The organism is Algibacter lectus, assembly GCF_900112395.1.
Taxonomy (GTDB): domain Bacteria; phylum Bacteroidota; class Bacteroidia; order Flavobacteriales; family Flavobacteriaceae; genus Algibacter; species Algibacter lectus.
Window position 1 is genome coordinate 1 of record NZ_FOLN01000011.1, and the last position, 17,123, is coordinate 17,123.

Annotated in this window: 20 protein-coding genes; 11 read left to right on the forward strand and 9 right to left on the reverse strand. The window is 32.8% G+C overall.

Annotated elements, in window-relative coordinates; translation table 11 throughout:
• On the forward strand, positions 1-769 hold a 769-nt coding region (locus BM246_RS16270), incomplete at its 5' end, for a T9SS type B sorting domain-containing protein (RefSeq protein ID WP_139221912.1).
• Between the two features lie 10 nt (positions 770-779).
• Positions 780-1,700 (forward strand): PorP/SprF family type IX secretion system membrane protein, encoded by a 921-nt coding sequence (locus BM246_RS16275; protein WP_074939342.1) that lies wholly within the window; start codon positions 780-782, stop codon positions 1,698-1,700.
• 77 nt (positions 1,701-1,777) lie between these two features.
• On the opposite strand, the gene sppA is transcribed toward BM246_RS16275, so the two are convergent.
• The 7 genes from sppA to BM246_RS16310 form a co-directional block, all read right to left on the reverse strand.
• A complete protein-coding gene (gene sppA / locus BM246_RS16280; RefSeq protein ID WP_074939344.1) occupies positions 1,778-3,541 on the reverse strand; it encodes a signal peptide peptidase SppA in 1,764 nt (587 codons plus the stop codon).
• Positions 3,542-3,722: 181 nt separating this feature from the next.
• The gene (locus BM246_RS16285; protein WP_074939346.1) at positions 3,723-4,793 is read right to left on the reverse strand and encodes an AMP-binding protein; all 1,071 of its coding nucleotides are present in this window, start codon (positions 4,791-4,793) and stop codon (positions 3,723-3,725) included.
• A gap of 2 nt (positions 4,794-4,795) precedes the next feature.
• On the reverse strand, positions 4,796-5,752 hold the full coding sequence (locus BM246_RS16290; RefSeq protein ID WP_074939347.1) for a CPBP family intramembrane glutamic endopeptidase: 957 nt from the start codon (positions 5,750-5,752) through the stop codon (positions 4,796-4,798).
• Positions 5,743-6,789, reverse strand: a complete 1,047-nt coding sequence (locus BM246_RS16295; protein ID WP_074939349.1) for an o-succinylbenzoate synthase — start codon at positions 6,787-6,789, stop codon at positions 5,743-5,745. Before BM246_RS16295 ends, BM246_RS16290 begins: the two co-directional genes overlap by 10 nt.
• A 230-nt stretch (positions 6,790-7,019) precedes the next feature.
• Positions 7,020-7,697, reverse strand: a complete 678-nt coding sequence (locus BM246_RS16300; protein ID WP_042501661.1) for a metal-dependent hydrolase — start codon at positions 7,695-7,697, stop codon at positions 7,020-7,022.
• Between the two features lie 42 nt (positions 7,698-7,739).
• A complete protein-coding gene (menA, locus tag BM246_RS16305; protein WP_042503768.1) occupies positions 7,740-8,642 on the reverse strand; it encodes a 1,4-dihydroxy-2-naphthoate octaprenyltransferase in 903 nt (300 codons plus the stop codon).
• Positions 8,643-9,482 (reverse strand): 1,4-dihydroxy-2-naphthoyl-CoA synthase, encoded by an 840-nt coding sequence (locus BM246_RS16310; protein WP_074939351.1) that lies wholly within the window; start codon positions 9,480-9,482, stop codon positions 8,643-8,645.
• Between the two features lie 54 nt (positions 9,483-9,536).
• Here BM246_RS16310 and BM246_RS16315 point away from each other — a divergent pair, with 54 nt between their 5' ends.
• Both BM246_RS16315 and BM246_RS20040 read left to right on the forward strand, forming a co-directional pair.
• Entirely contained in the window at positions 9,537-10,652 is a 1,116-nt protein-coding gene (locus BM246_RS16315; protein ID WP_042503766.1) for a C1 family peptidase, read from the forward strand.
• 176 nt (positions 10,653-10,828) lie between these two features.
• Complete coding sequence (locus BM246_RS20040) at positions 10,829-11,005, forward strand: hypothetical protein (protein ID WP_159140118.1); 177 nt, start codon at positions 10,829-10,831, stop codon at positions 11,003-11,005.
• 36 nt (positions 11,006-11,041) lie between these two features.
• Here BM246_RS20040 and BM246_RS16320 read toward each other — a convergent pair whose 3' ends face one another.
• Positions 11,042-11,707 carry a uracil-DNA glycosylase gene (locus BM246_RS16320; RefSeq protein WP_042503765.1) on the reverse strand — a complete coding sequence of 222 codons (666 nt, stop codon included), beginning with the start codon at positions 11,705-11,707 and terminating at the stop codon, positions 11,042-11,044.
• Between the two features lie 67 nt (positions 11,708-11,774).
• On the opposite strand from BM246_RS16320, the gene BM246_RS16325 reads away from it, so the two are divergent.
• A complete protein-coding gene (locus tag BM246_RS16325; RefSeq protein WP_042503763.1) occupies positions 11,775-12,209 on the forward strand; it encodes a DUF1801 domain-containing protein in 435 nt (144 codons plus the stop codon).
• 1 nt (position 12,210) lies between these two features.
• On the opposite strand, the gene holA is transcribed toward BM246_RS16325, so the two are convergent.
• Positions 12,211-13,215 (reverse strand): DNA polymerase III subunit delta, encoded by a 1,005-nt coding sequence (holA, locus tag BM246_RS16330; RefSeq protein WP_074939353.1) that lies wholly within the window; start codon positions 13,213-13,215, stop codon positions 12,211-12,213.
• Positions 13,216-13,317: 102 nt separating this feature from the next.
• Between holA and BM246_RS16335 the strand changes: the two genes are divergently transcribed.
• The 6 genes from BM246_RS16335 (at position 13,318) to BM246_RS16360 (ending at position 17,062) form a co-directional block, all read left to right on the forward strand.
• Positions 13,318-13,770, forward strand: a complete 453-nt coding sequence (locus tag BM246_RS16335; protein ID WP_074939512.1) for a type I restriction enzyme HsdR N-terminal domain-containing protein — start codon at positions 13,318-13,320, stop codon at positions 13,768-13,770.
• 61 nt (positions 13,771-13,831) lie between these two features.
• A complete protein-coding gene (locus tag BM246_RS16340; protein ID WP_074939355.1) occupies positions 13,832-14,818 on the forward strand; it encodes a glycosyltransferase family 2 protein in 987 nt (328 codons plus the stop codon).
• A gap of 107 nt (positions 14,819-14,925) precedes the next feature.
• Positions 14,926-15,765 carry an OmpA/MotB family protein gene (locus tag BM246_RS16345; RefSeq protein WP_042503760.1) on the forward strand — a complete coding sequence of 280 codons (840 nt, stop codon included), beginning with the start codon at positions 14,926-14,928 and terminating at the stop codon, positions 15,763-15,765.
• A gap of 290 nt (positions 15,766-16,055) precedes the next feature.
• Positions 16,056-16,247 (forward strand): hypothetical protein, encoded by a 192-nt coding sequence (locus BM246_RS16350; protein ID WP_074939356.1) that lies wholly within the window; start codon positions 16,056-16,058, stop codon positions 16,245-16,247.
• A 2-nt stretch (positions 16,248-16,249) separates the two neighbouring features.
• Entirely contained in the window at positions 16,250-16,603 is a 354-nt protein-coding gene (locus BM246_RS16355) for a hypothetical protein (RefSeq protein WP_074939358.1), read from the forward strand.
• Entirely contained in the window at positions 16,604-17,062 is a 459-nt protein-coding gene (locus BM246_RS16360) for a hypothetical protein (RefSeq protein ID WP_074939360.1), read from the forward strand.
• The last annotated feature ends 61 nt before the right edge of the window (positions 17,063-17,123 follow it).

Sequence of the window (17,123 nt, forward strand, 5' to 3'; positions counted from 1 at the left end):
AAGTGCTGGAGCTACCGATATTGTAAATAATGAAGATGTTGGAAACAACACTACTTATAATTTAAGTTCAGATTTACCTGAAACATCTACAATATACGTTGCCATCATACCTTATAATGCCGTTGGTGGTGCCATTGGATGTAATGAAGAATCTTTTACTACGGAGATACTTTTAACACGTCCTGAATGTACAATCCTTAACAATCCTACACAAAATGATATCGACGTTTCTTTAGATACCGATTTTAGCTGGGATCCTGTTTCTAACGCTGATGGATATAAAATTTCAATAGGTTCTTCACCAGGAGGAACAGATATTCTAAATAACGAAGATGTTGGAAACTCCACTTCATATACTTTTTCAGAAGATTTAAAGCAAGATACCTCTTATTATGTAAACGTTATACCTTATAATATTATGGGAGACGCAACTTCTTGCGCAGAAAATGTTTTCACCACTTTAACTGCTCCAAAACATGATGTAAAATATGGTTTTTCACCAGATAACGATGGTATCAACGATTTCTGGAATATTGAAGGTATAGAAATGCATCCTGATAATATGGTTACTATATATAACCGATGGGGCGATATGGTATTCCAAATTAACGGATACAATAACACAACCCATGTGTTTAGAGGTATTGCAAATAAAAAGACTAAAATGGGAGCTGATGTATTACCAGAAGGCACTTATTTCTTTAAGTTTAATATAAGTGGTCCGCATAATTTTGACAAACTAGAAGGCTTTGTAGTTATAAAAAGATAAACCCATTTCAATGATTTTTACAAAAAACATAATAGCAATTGCTATCATCACCATATTTGCCTGTAAATTAAACGCACAGCAAACACCTACATTCTCGGAGTATAATTACAACCCTTTTATTATAAATGCAGCTTATACTGGCTTAACAGAAAACCCCGAGTTCTCTTTGAGTAATACAGGATTCTTTAATCAATTTGAAGGAAGTCCGAGAAATTTTTCATTTAGTGGCCATGGTTCTATAAACAGAAACAAAATGGGCATTGGGGCAGGTATTATGCGAGACGAAATAGGTGTTACTACCTCAACCTCTTTTTTCGCGGCATATTCCTATAAAATATTTTTCGATTTTAAAAGTAATAGACCTTACTGGCAATTGTATGATGCAGGTGTTCTATCTTTTGGTATTACCGCAGGGTTACAAGAATATCAAAGTAATTTAACCCAGTTAGGCATTATAGGAGATCCTAAATTTGCACAAGATATAAACAGTACGATACCAACCATTGGTTTAAGTTTTCTTTTTAATCACGCTTCTTTTTATGTTGGTTTTTCGACTCCAAATGTTATGGGCGATAGTTTGGCATCAGACAGTGATTTGGTGTTAAATAGTCCTTACTATGGATATTTTGGTTATCGTATTTATAATAATCGTTTTGAAGATTTTATGATAAAACCAAACATGCTCATAAAATATGAAGATGGAGCACCGTTACAAGCAGATTTTAATGTAGCCCTTAGTTTTAAAAATAAGCTAGAAATAGGAACAGGTTACCGAACTAGTAATTCCATAAACTTTTTAGCAGGAATCTATTTATTCAATAATCTACGCGCTATATACAATTACAATCTCGCCAACAAAAATTCTACCCTAGGAAACACACATGGTTTAATATTAAGTATTCAACTCGGTGATGGGTATAGTGTGAATTAAATTTACTTACAACGGGAAACAAAAAAAAGACGCTTATATAAGCGTCTTTTTTTGTTTATTAAAATATGATCGAAATATTACTTCACATCTAAACTATAAGGAAATAATAACTGAATACCTTTACGTTGCGTACGTGTTTTTACTTCTTTGTAAATATTGTATTGTACATCGCCTAGCTCTTCTTTTAAAATGGTCTCTTTAGCTTTCACTAAACCAAAATCTTGAAGCATTTTATCTAAGTCCTTTTTGAAAATAGGAAATTCGTTTATCTTGTATTCTTCAATTTCAGCAGCTTCAGCAGCATATTTTAAGGCTAAATCTAATCCGCCTAATTCATCAACTAAACCATTTTTTATTGCATCGGTACCCGTCCAAACACGTCCTTGCGCAATAGCTTTTACATCATCTTGATCCATACCACGACCATCGGCAACTCTTTTTGTAAACAACTCGTATACATCAATAATTCCTTCTTTAATAAAAGTACGTTGTACATCGCTCATAGGCTCATAAAAACTAAACGACACGGCGTTTGTATTAGTGATTACTTGCTCGGCGTTAATACCAATTCTATCTGCTAACGCTTTACCATTTGGCATCATTCCAAAGACACCAATACTTCCTGTAATGGTTGTTGGTTCTGCAATAATCTTATCAGCATTGCAAGCTATATAATAACCCCCAGATGCCGCTACGTTCCCCATAGACACAATTACGGGTTTTACTTTTTTAGTTAACTCTATTTCTCTCCAAATTAACTCACTGGCCACTGCACTTCCTCCGGGAGAATTAATACGCAAAACCACCGCTTTGACCTTATCATCTTCTCTTGCTTTTTTAAGCGAAGCTCCCATAGTACCTTGACCAACTTTATCCTCATCACCTTCACCATAGATAATTTCACCTTCGGCATAAATAACTGCAATTCTATTTTGATTACTTTTTAATTTCAATTTATCAGCTGCGTGAATAGCATAATCTGCAATAGAAATGGTCTTTAATTTTTTATCATTTTCAATACCAATAGCATATTTTAGTCCATCAATATATTCATCGTGATAAGCAATTTTATCAATCATTTTAGACGATTTAGCTAAAGTTGCATTACGAGCCAAAAGGCTATCTGCAATTGTATTGAGTTCCGCTTCATCAATCATTCTACTTTTTGAAATATCACGTTTCATTTCTGTCCAAAGCGAATTTAAATACACCGATATTTGCTCACGATTATTATCGCTCATCTCATTTTCTAAAAACGGCTCTACAGCACTTTTGTATTTCCCGAAGCGCACCACTTCCATTTTAACACCCGATTTTTCTTGTAAATCTTTAAAGTATAACTGTTCAGAATATAAACCTTTAAATTCCATCGCTCCAACAGGATTCATAAAAATAGTATCGGCAACCGAAGATAAATAGTAATCTTTTTGCGTATAAATATCGGCGTAAGCCACAATAAACTTACCCGATTCTTTAAACTTCAATAACGCATCTCTTAAAGCTTTTGTTTGCGACAAACCAGCTTGTATAAAATTATTATCAATAGATATTCCTTTTATTTTATCGTCTGTAGCAGCTAATTTAATACCGTCTATAATATTGAAAAGTCCATTTTTTTCATCTTCATTTAAAAAAGGATATTCAGCAAACTCCGTTTTACCTGCATAATCTTTAATTGGAAAATCTAATGTTAATTCTAAAACAGAATTATCTTTTACAGTAATAACATCATCACCTCCCGATCCCATAATAGCACCTAGAAAAATGATTCCTAAAAAGAAAAGTAAACAAAACAACATGATTCCTGTTAATGTCGATAATACACGTTTTATAAATTCCATATTTTTTAAATTATTATTTTTCTATAAGTATTAAAAAAGCCTAAGACGTTACACTTATGCCTCATTATTATTTTTAAATTTTCTAAAAGATTTAACTTTAAATGTGCTGACATAAAACAATAATACCCACCAAGCTATAAAAACCTAGTAGGTATTATTAAAATCACACATTATCGAGGTTTTAAAAAACAACCTGTTCTAAAGTGTTTTTACGATGAATTTTTCCCGAAGCCGTATTTACAAATTTACTTACCGCGTGAATAGCTTTTGGTTTTTCGTATTTATCCAAACCATCAAAAATAGATTCGTCTAGCTTATTATCTTTTCCTTCAATAATTAGAATAGCTTTCTCTCCTAAAGTCTCATCAGGAACAGATGTAATAAAAAATTGTTGAGGTATTTTACACTGTAGCTTCTCTTCTATCACCTCTGGATATAATTTAATACCACCAGAATTAATTACGTTATCAAAACGGCCTAACCATTCAAAACTACTATCTGAATGTATTTTTACAATATCATTTGTAACTATAGTTTCATCTAAAAGCTCTGGAGCATTAATTACTAAACAACTTCTATCGTCGGTAGAAATAGTAATATTTGGTAAGGTTTTAAAGTATTTATCAGACTCCGTATCTGTAAAGTTATTTATCTTCTTAATGGCAATATGCGATACCGTTTCCGTCATACCATAAGTTTCGTAAACATTAGGTTTTTTATCCTGAATTAAAGCTTTTATACTTTCAGAAACACGTCCGCCACCAACAATTACTGTTTTAATTTTATCGAAATATTTAGCGAAGTTTTTAAGTTGCATTGGTGTAAATGCGCAAAATTCGTAATCTTTTTCATAATCGATTCTAGGGAAAGCCGCAGGCTCTACCATATCTAATTCTAAACCTAAAACAATAGCACGAACCATCATCATTTTACCTGCAATAAAGTTTGAAGGCAAACAATGCAATACTTTTTTACCAGGTCTAAGGTCGAAGAAGTTACCAGTTGCAATGGCAGATTTTACCATAGCTTCCTTTTTAATTATTATCTCCTTGGGCTTACCGGTAGATCCCGATGTACGTACTTTTATAAAATCATGCTTATCTAACCAATCGAGTAAAAACTCACCCAATTCGCGCTCGTAAGCAACGCCTTCTTTTACAAAACTATACGCAACCTCCATTAAATCTTCATGAGAATAATGGTGATTATTTAATTTAAACCTTACATGTACTTTAGTGTAATCTGGTATCATAATTATTCTATTATTTTATAGTCTTCTTTTGTTGGTTCAATAACTTTTCCTATTAGTTTATCTTTCCAATTACTCCAATTATATTTCTTAGAAAGAATAAATAAAAGTATTGGAAAAACAACAAATACAGGTATAAATATTTCGCCTAATGCCATGGTATCTGGATCAGACATATCTTTTAAAATTGAGTCGGTTTGGAAGGCAGTCCAGTCGGCAGTAACCAACAGCGCTGTAAACAAGTTATTAGCGGCGTGAAACCCTAAGGCAAGCTCTAAACCTTCGTCCATTAAAGTTAAAACTCCTAAAAACAAACCGGTACCAATGTAATAAACCATTATAACGGCCCCTAATTGCTCTACTTCTGGATTTGCAATGTGCATAAGTCCAAAACCAACCGAAGTGATTAAAAGTGGCAACCATTTATTTTTACAAACTACACCAATACCTTGCATTAGGTAGCCTCTAAAAAAATATTCTTCGAAACTGGTTTGTAACGGTATTAAAGTAATAGCTATTGCTGCGAGTATTAAAAATGGTTTTAACCTAAAATTAAGCACATAATCTTCTGGCGCAAAAAAGAAATAATCTATCAATACAAAACCAGAAGAAATAACACCCCAAAGAATAAAAATAAACCAAAAACGGCTCCAATCTATCTTTTTTCGTGCTGTTGTTAATTGTACAAACGATTGCTTATGCAAAACTTTAGCCGAAAAAATAACGCCTGCCAATCCTGCCGCAAAAGAGACTAGCATTAAAAACAGAAACAAATTACTGCCCAAAGCCTCAATCATATCCGGGATTGTAACGGGTATATTTCCGGTCTCAAAAACTTTTATGCCTAATACAACTCCCAAAGGAATCATACCAACCATTTGCCAAGCGGTAAAAACTATTAATACACCTAATAAATATCTCCACCAATCGTGTAAGCCTTTAAAGGCTTGAGCTATATACATACTTCTAAATTAAATTTCCAAGGTTCTACCTTATTATACTGCAATGTACCATTTTTAACTAAAAGCGGTGAATCAAAATTGTTAGAAAACAAACTGCCCGTACCTAAACCTTGTGGTAAATTACTATTTAAACCATAGGTGTATTGTGCAATAGCATTTAAGCCTACATTACTCTCTAAGGCACTTGTAATCCACCAACCTATGTTTTGTTTATGGGCTAAATTAATCCAAGAATCGCTCCCTTTAAAACCGCCTATTAAAGTTGGTTTTAAAATAATGTACTGCGGACAAATGTTTTCTAATAATGCTTGTTTTTTTTCTTCGGAAAACACACCTATAAGTTCCTCGTCTAGAGCAATGGGCAATGGTGTAGCCTTACAGAGTTTTGCCATTTCGGCTATCTGGCCTTGCTTTATAGGTTGCTCAATGGAATGTAAATCGAAATCTGATAATATTTTCAGTTTTTCTAAAGCTTCCGAAGGTTTAAAAGCTCCATTAGCATCTACTCGTAATTCAATATCATTTGAATTGAATTCTTTTCGAATTGATTTTAAAAGATTAATTTCTGTTTGAAAATCGATAGCACCAATTTTCATTTTAATACAACTAAAACCAGCTTCTATTTTATCCTGAATTTGTTGTTTCATGAAACTTTCCGTCCCCATCCAAATTAATCCGTTAATAGCAATGCTATCTTCCGTTTTAGTGAATTTTGAAGGAAACAAATCGAAACCATCTATGCTTTCAATAGATTTAAAAGCCATTTCTAATCCAAATTGAATACTTGGAAATTCTTCTAACTGAAGTAATAAAGCATCTAAACCTAATTGAATATTTTTACAAACCCATTTTAATTTATCTTCAAAATCGGGTCTATCATCAATGGAAAGTCCGCGAAACATGCCGCACTCTCCAACACCTTTTTTTTCACCTTCATTTAAAATAATAAACCAAGTATCTTTAGTCTTTAAAATGCCGCGCGAAGTTCCGCTAGCTTGTTTAAAGTTTAAAGTGTATGGTTGGTAAGTTGCCGTCATAGTCATGCTAAAATAACGATTTATTTTATGGAACATCAAAACTAGAGAAGGATTATAATAAAAATTTGAGATTGATTAATTGTTCAATCTTTTACTATAAAATCGATAATTATTTGATGTATAATATTACAAATAACCACTTTCATCCATACACAAGGTATAGACTAAATAATTCAAAATCAATTTAATCAGTTTTAACGACTAATATAATACGTGTTAAAATGAATTTATTAAAGTTCGATGCTTTCTCCTATTTCTAAAAGCATTAAATCTTTATCCTTCTCGAAAAACTTGCGTTTAGCAGCTTCATGATCAATTTCAATATAGCCGAAAGTATCAAAATGGTAACCTAAAATTTTATCACATTCTACAAAATCGCTCGCTAAAATGGCATCGTTAATACCCATGGTAAAATTATCTCCAATAGGAAGAATAGCCAAATCTAACTTAGTTTGAAGCGGTATTAATTTCATATCAAAAGTAAGAGCCGTATCGCCTGCAATATAAATATTTTTATGTTCGCCTTCTATAATAAAACCGCCAGGTTGCCCACCATAAGTACCATCAGGAAAAGACGATGTGTGTATGGCGTTTACATATTTTACATTTCCAAATTCAAAATCCCATTGCCCACCATGGTTCATTGGGTGACCTTCGAAACCAAGATTACCAAAATGCGTAACAATTTCGAAGTTAGAAATTATAACAGCATTGGTACGTTTGGCAATAGCTTCAACATCTAGAATATGATCTTGATGTGCATGAGTTACCATAATATAGTCAGCTTTTAAAGTACTAATGTCAACGTTTGCAGCCTTTTCGTTTCCTGTAATAAAAGGATCAACAAGTATATTGATATCATCTATTTGAATACCTAAACAAGCGTGACCGTAAAATGTGATTTTCATTCGAAATGAATTATAAAATTGAACTCTAAATTTACTAAATATTTACAACACTTGCCCCAACCCCATCAAAATAGATAAAAGCACTGTTGTTAGCGCTAACTTTTTTAATTCGGGATCAAAATGTTTTGGGTTTTGTGTGTTATTCACTTTTTTAAGATGAAGAAATAAAGGAATAAAAGCGATAATAAAAATGAAATTAAATGGTGAATTATAAAACAGAACACCAAATAAAACGGATAACAAAATTGCCGAAACCACAAGAGTAATATGATAAGTTTTAGCTTTTTGACTACCTAATTTTAAGGCTAGCGTAATTTTGTTCGATTTAGTATCAGATTCTATATCTCGCATGTTGTTTAAATTAAGTACAGCTGTACTTAACAAACCTATTACCACGGCAGGTAAAACCACAACAAAATCTATGGTTTTTGCATACAAAATATAACCACCAATAACACTCACTAAACCAAAAAACAGAAACACAAAAACATCGCCCATAGCATTATAGCCATAGGCATTACCGCCAACAGTATATTTTATGGCTGCAATTATAGCAGCAACGCCAAGTGCAAAAAACAACACAGCCAGAAAGAAATGAGCTTGACCAAACGCATAATAAACAGTAAGTAAGGCTAAAATAACAGAAATCGCTACATTTATTGTAATGGCACGTTTCATTTCTATTGGAGATATCACACCACTTTGTATGGCACGCTCTGGCCCTATTCTATCATCATTATCCGTGCCTTTTACGCCATCGCCATAATCGTTTGCTAAATTTGATAGTATTTGAAAACTTAAAGTCGACAAAATAGCCAATAAACAAATCACCCAATTAAAAACACCTTGATAAGCTGCTAAAAACGAAGCTAAAATAATTCCTGAAACAGATAAAGGTAAAGTGCGCAAACGCATGGAAGAAATCCAAACTTTTGTTTTATTCATTTATGGAATCCATTTTTTTTCAAAATTAGGCTTACGTTTTTCTAAAAAGGCATTTCTACCTTCGGTAGCTTCCTCCGTCATGTAAGCTAAACGTGTTGCTTCTCCAGCAAATACTTGTTGCCCTACCATACCATCGTCTGTTAAATTCATAGCGAATTTCAACATTTTAATAGATGTAGGCGATTTTGCTAATATTTCCTGAGCCCACTCATAGGCTGTACTTTCTAATTCATCGTGAGGAACAACAGCATTCACCATGCCCATATCAAAGGCTTCTTGAGCCGAGTAATTTCTTCCTAAAAAGAAAATCTCACGTGCTCTTTTCTGTCCTACCATTTTGGCTAAATAAGCCGATCCGTAACCACCATCAAAACTAGTAACATCAGCATCGGTTTGTTTAAAAATAGCATGCTCTTTACTCGCTAAAGTTAAATCGCAAACTACGTGTAAACTATGTCCGCCACCAACAGCCCAACCCGGAACCACAGCAATTACTGCTTTTGGCATAAAACGAATTAAACGTTGCACTTCTAATATATTTAAACGGTGATACCCATCTTCACCAACATAACCTTGGTGTCCACGTGCTTTTTGATCTCCCCCACTACAAAATGAATAAACACCATCTTTAGTCGATGGACCTTCGGCAGACAATAATACCACACCTATATTCACATCTTCGTTAGCATTATATAAGGCATCGTACAATTCTGATGTTGTTTTCGGACGAAATGCATTTCTCACATCTGGTCTATTAAACGCAATACGCGCAACACCATTACATTTTTTATATGTAATATCGGTGTATTCTTTAACAGTTACCCAATTTTCTTGACTCATTTTCTTTATTTTAGCCAAAAATAAATTTTATTTCATTAAAACCCTTCATTACCTATGAAAAATAATATTTCACTACTCGTTTTACTATTTATTTGCCTTTCTTTAAATGCGCAATCGTATAAATTTGAAACGGTTATAGACCTTGAAACTACCGATGTTATTAGCCAAGGAAATACCGGGACTTGCTGGAGTTTTTCTACATCGTCTTTTTTAGAGAGTGAAATAATAAGAATTACAGGTAAAAAGATTGATTTATCTGAAATGTATACCGTAAGAAACACCTACCCGAAAAAGGCCTGGAATTACATTATGCGCCAAGGTAAAACACAATTTAGTGATGGTGGTTTGGCTCACGATGTTTTAAATAGCGTAAAAGATCATGGTTTAGTACCAGCTTTCGCTTTTACAGGTCTTGAAGAAAATGCGACCAGACATAACCACAGTGAAATGCTTACCGTTTTAAGAGGTTTATTAAACACCTATACTAAAGATGTAAAGAAACCATTATCTCCAAAATGGAAACAGGTTACAGAATCCGTTTTAGATATTTATTTAGGAAAAAATGTTGAAACTTTTAATTATGAAGGCGTACAATACACACCACAATCATTTTTAGAATTCACAAAAATAAACCCTGATGATTATGTAAGCTTAACATCATTTTCTCACCAACCATTTTACACAAGCTTCATTTTAAATATTCCTGATAATTTTTCTAACGGAAGCTTCTATAATATCCCAATTGAGGAAATGATTAAAGTTGCAAATAATGCACTTAAAAAAGGATATACTATTGCTTTAGATTGCGATGTAAGCGAAAGTACATTTACAGCAAACCCTGGTATGGCTATAATTCCAGAAGACGGTAATGTTGATTTAAAGGACTTAACAGAAATTGTAGCAGAAAAAGAGATTACACAAGCCTACAGACAACAAGAATTTGAAAACTTTAATACTACCGACGACCACTTAATGCATATTACAGGTTTAGTAAAGGACCAAAATGGCAATATTTACTATAAAGTAAAAAACTCTTGGGGTAAAAACTCCGAACGCGTTGCGAACAATGGTTTTATATACATGAGTGAAGCTTATTTCAAATTAAAAATGATTTCAATTACCTTAAATAAAAACGTACTTGATAAAAAATATCACAAAATTTTGAATTAAAGTTAATTTTATCAGGAAGTAAATTGCGGATATCACAAAAGTGAATACTAGTGATAATAAAGCAATGTTACTGTGAATATAATTATTAATTTTGTGGCGTAATAACAGTTTGTCAAGAAAACTTGCAAATTATCGAGATAAATCGTACATTACAACGTATTTAAACCCAGATTAATATGATTTTAACAGTTACTCTTACATTTACCCTACTTGTATTCGTTAATTTATTGCTTTTAAAATTTAGCTGTAACAAAACAGTTAAAACAACAAAAGTTAACAAACAACCAGTTATTTTAGCTCCGTATCTAGAATTAGATGCCATGCAAGAAAGACTGGCACCAACAGGTAGCTAATTTGTAGCAAGCGTTTTAATTTTCCCTTTTCTTTTTTTACCACTCTATTATTTCTTCTCCAAGAATTTCAAGCTTTTGATTAACCTTTGAGAAATGTTTATTTCCAAACCAATACCCTCTATTTGCAGATAATGGCGACGGATGCCCACTAGTTAATATCAAATGCTTAGTCGCATCAATTAATTTAGCCTTCTTTTTTGCAAAACCACCCCAAAGTAAAAATATTACATCTTCCTTATTATCACTTACTGCTTTAATTACAGCATCTGTAAACGTTTCCCAACCTTGTTTTTGATGGCTCGCCGCTTCGTGAGCTCTAACGGTTAGTGTCGCATTTAAAAGTAATACACCTTGCTTTGCCCAACGTTCTAAATTACCGCTTTCAGGATACGGAATACTTAAATCCGTTTCAATCTCTTTGAAGATATTAACTAATGATGGTGGATGTTTAACACCATCTGCCACAGAAAAACATAAACCATTAGCCTGCCCATGATCATGATAAGGATCTTGACCAATAATAACCACTTTTACATCATTAAAATGGCAATAATTAAAGGCATTAAAAATGGCTTCTTCCGGAGGAAAACATTTTGAGTCCTTATATTCTTTAGAAACAAATGCTATTAAGTTTTTAAAATAATCCTTTTTAAACTCTGCCTCTAAATAGGGTTTCCAACTTTCGTGAATCTCTAAATTCATTTATAAAATTTTATTAAGAAACTAAATTAACACTATCTTTATTGTAATTTCAATTTAAGAAGAAAAAATGTCGCTTAATTCTTTAGATATAAAAACAGATGCCAGAATGGAGCACGTGTTTAACGCCTATCCGGAATTTGTTAAAAATAAAATATTACATCTTAGAGCTTTAATTCTAGACGTAGCCAACAACATTGAAAGTATAAACACCATTGAAGAAACCTTAAAATGGGGAGAACCAAGCTATTTAGTAAAAAAAGGCAGCACCCTTAGAATTGACTGGAAACCAAAGAAACCAGACCAATACGCTATGTATTTTAAATGCACAAGTAAGCTTGTTGAAACATTTAAAATTGTTTTTAAAGATAATTTTGAGTTCGAAGGCCACCGTGCTATTGTTTTTCAACTTAACGATACCATACCCGAAACCGAGTTAAAACAATGTATTACTGCGGCTTTAACCTACCACAACGTTAAACAATTACCTTTTTTAGGATTATAGCTTAACTAAAAATACGTACCAAAAGTTCTTTTAGTAAATCGCCTTGCGGCACGGCATTAGAACCTACACCTTTACTTTTTACATCAAACTCCCTTAGCGTAGCTACTACGCCACTCACCTTTCTCATTGGGAAATTTCGAGCAGCCGTTATATAATCGTTCACAAAATACGGATTAACTCGAAGCGCAGACGCGACACTCCTTGGCGACTTATCACTTAAACCATGAAACGTAAGCAATTGTGAGAAAAACGCAAATAACAACGATACTGTAACCACCATTGGGTTATCTTTTGGGTTATCACCAAAATAGTGTACAATTTTAAAAGCTTTAACGGTGTTACGCTCACCTACCGCTTTTCTTAACTCGAAGTTATTATAATCTTTACTAATACCAATATTTTCCTCAACGTGCTCTGGAGTAATTTGAGTGCCTTGCGGTAAAATAATTTGAAGTTTTTCTAACTCATTATTTATTTTGCTTAAATCTGTACCTAAAAATTCCACAAGCATTTGTGCTGCTTTTGGAGTTATCTCGTACTTTTTAGGTGTTAGAACACGACGAATCCAATCGGCAACCTGGTTATCATAAAGTTTTTTACTCTCAAAAACAATCCCGTTTTTCTTAAGCGTTTTATAAAGCGCTTTACGCTTATCAATTTTTTTATACTTGTAATTAAAAACTAAAACTGTAGTTGGCTGTGGGTTTTCGGCGTATTTAGCCAATTTCTCAATACTTCGAGCTAAATCTTGCGCTTCCTTTACAATTACCACTTGGTGCTCTGCCATCATTGGGTAACGTTTAGCATGCCCAACAATATCATCTATAGTAACATCACGACCATACAATACCATTTGGTTAAAGCCGCGTTCGGCTTCATCTAAAACAGAGCTTTCAATAAAATCAGAAATTTTATCAATATAGTAAGGCTCTTCACCCATTAAAAAGTAAATAGGCTTTAAGTTTTTGTTTTTTATATCGGTTACTATTTGTTTTACTTCGTCCAAATCTAGTATAAATTCCTATTTTATAAATTTCAAATTCCTAAAAACGATTGCAGTCTTTAAAACTTGATTATTTCCTTAACTTTGAAAAAATTTAAAATTTCAGTGTTACAAAAATTAAATTTTCCTGAGTTTTCATTTCGTTTCAAAAATAGCGAAAATAAAGTATCTATATTCGATTGCATTCGCAAAAAATTTGTGATTTTACAACCCGAAGAATGGGTAAGGCAACATTGTGTGCTTTATTTAATGGAGGTTAAAAAATATCCCATCTCGTTAATTAACGTCGAAAAAGAACTCACTATTAACGATTTAAAAAAACGATATGATATTGTTATTTTTAATCCCGACGGTAGTATCCATTTAATTGTAGAATGTAAAGCCCCAAAAATAAATATTAATCAAACCACGTTCGACCAGATTGCACGCTATAACACCGCGCTAAACGCCACGTATTTAATGGTTACTAACGGAATTAATCATTATTATTGTCAAATGGATTTTGAGAACGAACGTTATCAGTTTTTAAAAGATATACCGGAGTATAGTTCTCAGTGAGCAATAATTTAATTATTCAGAATAAAACAGATAACCTTTTAACCCATAAATAAACCATCTTTTGAAACTTGCCATTGTTATATTAAACTGGAACGGAACACAACTATTAAAGCAATTTTTGCCATCGGTAGTTACGCATTCTAAAGAAGCCGATATTTATGTGGCCGACAATGCCTCTACAGATAACTCCGTTGCCTATATAAAAACCCGTTTTCCTGATGTAACAATAATTCAGAATCAAGAAAATGGTGGCTATGCCAAAGGTTACAACGATGCTTTACAACATATTGAAGCCGATGTGTTTTGTTTATTAAACAGCGATGTAGAAGTTACAGAAAATTGGTTGAAACCTATAATAGAAACCTTTAATAAAAACCCAAAAACGGCCATACTTCAACCTAAAATATTAGACTTTAAAAACAAAGCCTTCTTTGAGTATGCCGGCGCTGCTGGTGGTTTTATAGACAAATATGGATACCCATATTGCAGAGGTCGCATTTTTGATACAATAGAAAAAGATAACGGACAATACAACGACACCATCGATATTTTTTGGGCAACTGGGGCATGTTTATTTATAAAAAGTGATGTTTTTAAAGCACTCAATGGGTTCGACGCTCACTTTTTTGCACACATGGAGGAAATAGACCTCTGTTGGCGTGCAAAAAACCAAGGCCACCAAATAAAATACGTAGGCACATCTACCGTTTACCACGTTGGTGGCGCTACACTAAATGCTATAAACCCCAAAAAAACCTTTCTTAATTTTAGAAACAGCCTATTCATGGTAACTAAAAATGCGAAAGGCAACATATTCGCTCTTATTTTTATTCGTTTAGTTTTAGATGGTATTGCAGCTGTTAAATTTCTATTCGATTTAAAACCCAAACATACATTCGCTATTTTAAAAGCACACTTTAATTATTACTACAATTTAAACCGGTTATTAAAACAACGTAAGGCCACAAAAAATAAAATTATTTACTACAACAAAACATCTGTGGTTATCGATTATTTCGTAAATAAGAATATGTATTACAAAAGTTAAAAAGAATAAGTAAAAGTTTTGTTAATAACTCTGCTATCAACCTATTTTTATATACTTTTGTTAATTATAGAAAGAACATTTTTTAATCCAAAATTATAAAACAACTTATGAAAAAAGTTTTATTACTTAGTCTATCAGCCATGTTACTTTTAAGTTCATGTGTTACTAAAAAACAATTTACAGATCTTGAAGCAAAGCAAAAAGAAACTCAAGATTTACTTAATTCTGCAACCGTAAAATTAAACTCATGTTTAGAAGAGCGTGCTGCTGCAACTGCAAAAGCAACTGTATTAGAATCTCAAGTAAACGATTTACGTAAAAACAACGATAACCTTCAAATATTATCAGCAAAAGGAGCTAGTAGTATCGAAAAAACGTTAGAAAGCATCAAAGAAAAAGAGCTTAAAATTACACGTTTACAAGATGCCATGACTAAAAAAGACAGCATGACTTTAGCACTTGTAACAAGTTTAAAACGTGAAGTTGGTATCAATGATCCAGATATTGAAGTAAACGTAGAAAAAGGTGTGGTATTTATCTCTATTGCAGATAAATTATTATTCCAAAGCGGAAGCTACAATGTAACATCTAAAGCTAAAGAAGTATTAGCTAAGGTTGCAAAAGTAATTAACAGCAAACCAGATTTCGAAGCTATGATCGAAGGTCATACCGATAGCCAATCTTACCAAAAAGGTGTGCTTTTAGACAACTGGGATTTAAGTGTTAAACGTTCTACATCAATTATCCGTGTATTACAAGACTTAGGTGTTAATCCAGGACAGTTAATCGCTGCAGGACGTAGTTCTTATGTGCCTTTAGTAGATAACAATACTGCAGAAAACAGAGCAAAAAACAGACGTACTCGTGTTGTTGTTCTTCCCAAAATTGATCAATTTTACGATATGATCGAAAAAGAAATGAAAAACTTAGAGGCTGCAGGAAAATAAGCAACCTAGTTTAAAATATTTAAAAGCCCGACTGTAAAGTTGGGCTTTTTTTATGTCCTTTTTTTTCTGGGCGTTACCCTATCGGGTCAGGCTTTACGCTACAATTCCTCGTTCGTGCCTCTCTGCGGGATTTTCACTGCAATCCTTAACGCAGGGCTAAGCACAAAGGTTTGGTCATTACAGTAATCTTCTAGTAGCTTAATTATTACATTTTTTTATGGGTTTTGATTTTGGAATTGTATTTTTACTTCTTAATAAGTAAGCCTAGGCCTTAGTTGGCAATAATATAAATGACACTCGAAACTATATACCAAAAAGCAAATGGCGTAATTGGAATTGATGGAATGACTGTCAATGAAAGACTTTATGTTTCAGGATTAATTGACATATTTGACCAAGCGAAAAGAGATGATAAGGAATTAGCAAAAACAATTCTTAAAGCACTAAAGGTTGACCAAAAATCAATCGAAAAAATTATTTGATAATGAAATATAGCATTACAGATAAAAGAGAATTAAGCAATTCTGAAATTAAATTTCTGCCCCATCTGTTTGAAAAAGAAAAATCGGAATGGACTAATTTAATTGGTAACTTGAAAGTAATCGCGAGATGTGGGTGCGGAAAGTGTCCGACCATAATATTTGGTAAAACACTCGAATCAGAAATTCAAAAAGGAAAATTAATGATTGATTATGTTGGTAAAGGTGAAAACGGAGAATTGATTGGAATATCTGTATTAGGAACTAACCAAATGCCGACTGAATTAGAGTTTTACTCAATAGACGGAGAATCTGACATTACTAAAATACCGAAAATTGACACTCTGAAATCTAACTGAATGAGAAAATATTTGATTTATTTGAACATACTTACTCTCTTCTTATGTTCTAGCTGTGCGTATGAATCAAAAAACCGTGAAAAACTAATTTCATCTTTCGAAGATAATTTTGGATTTAAACCACCTGAATCAATTAAAAAAATCAAACTCAAAAATCGAGGATATTTTGATTTTCAAGTTCAGTATCTGTCATTTACATATGACTCAAATGTTTTGGAAAAAATTATTGCACACGACCAACCTCTGAATATTGCCGAAAGTAATAATGCGAAATTTGGAGTTATAATTGAGAATTTGGAAAAAGACGCGAGTCCACCAAGTTGGTTTGATTTACCTAATAAAAACGTTGACCGAATTTATTATAAGAATGATTTTATAGACCATACATTTAGTGAATATTATTTGTGGATTAATAAAGAAACTGAAATGACTTATTTATATGTTCATTTCTTTGATTAAAAATAAAAATACTATTGCCAACACGGTATAAAAAACATAGGGCATTCGTGCTAAACCAAAA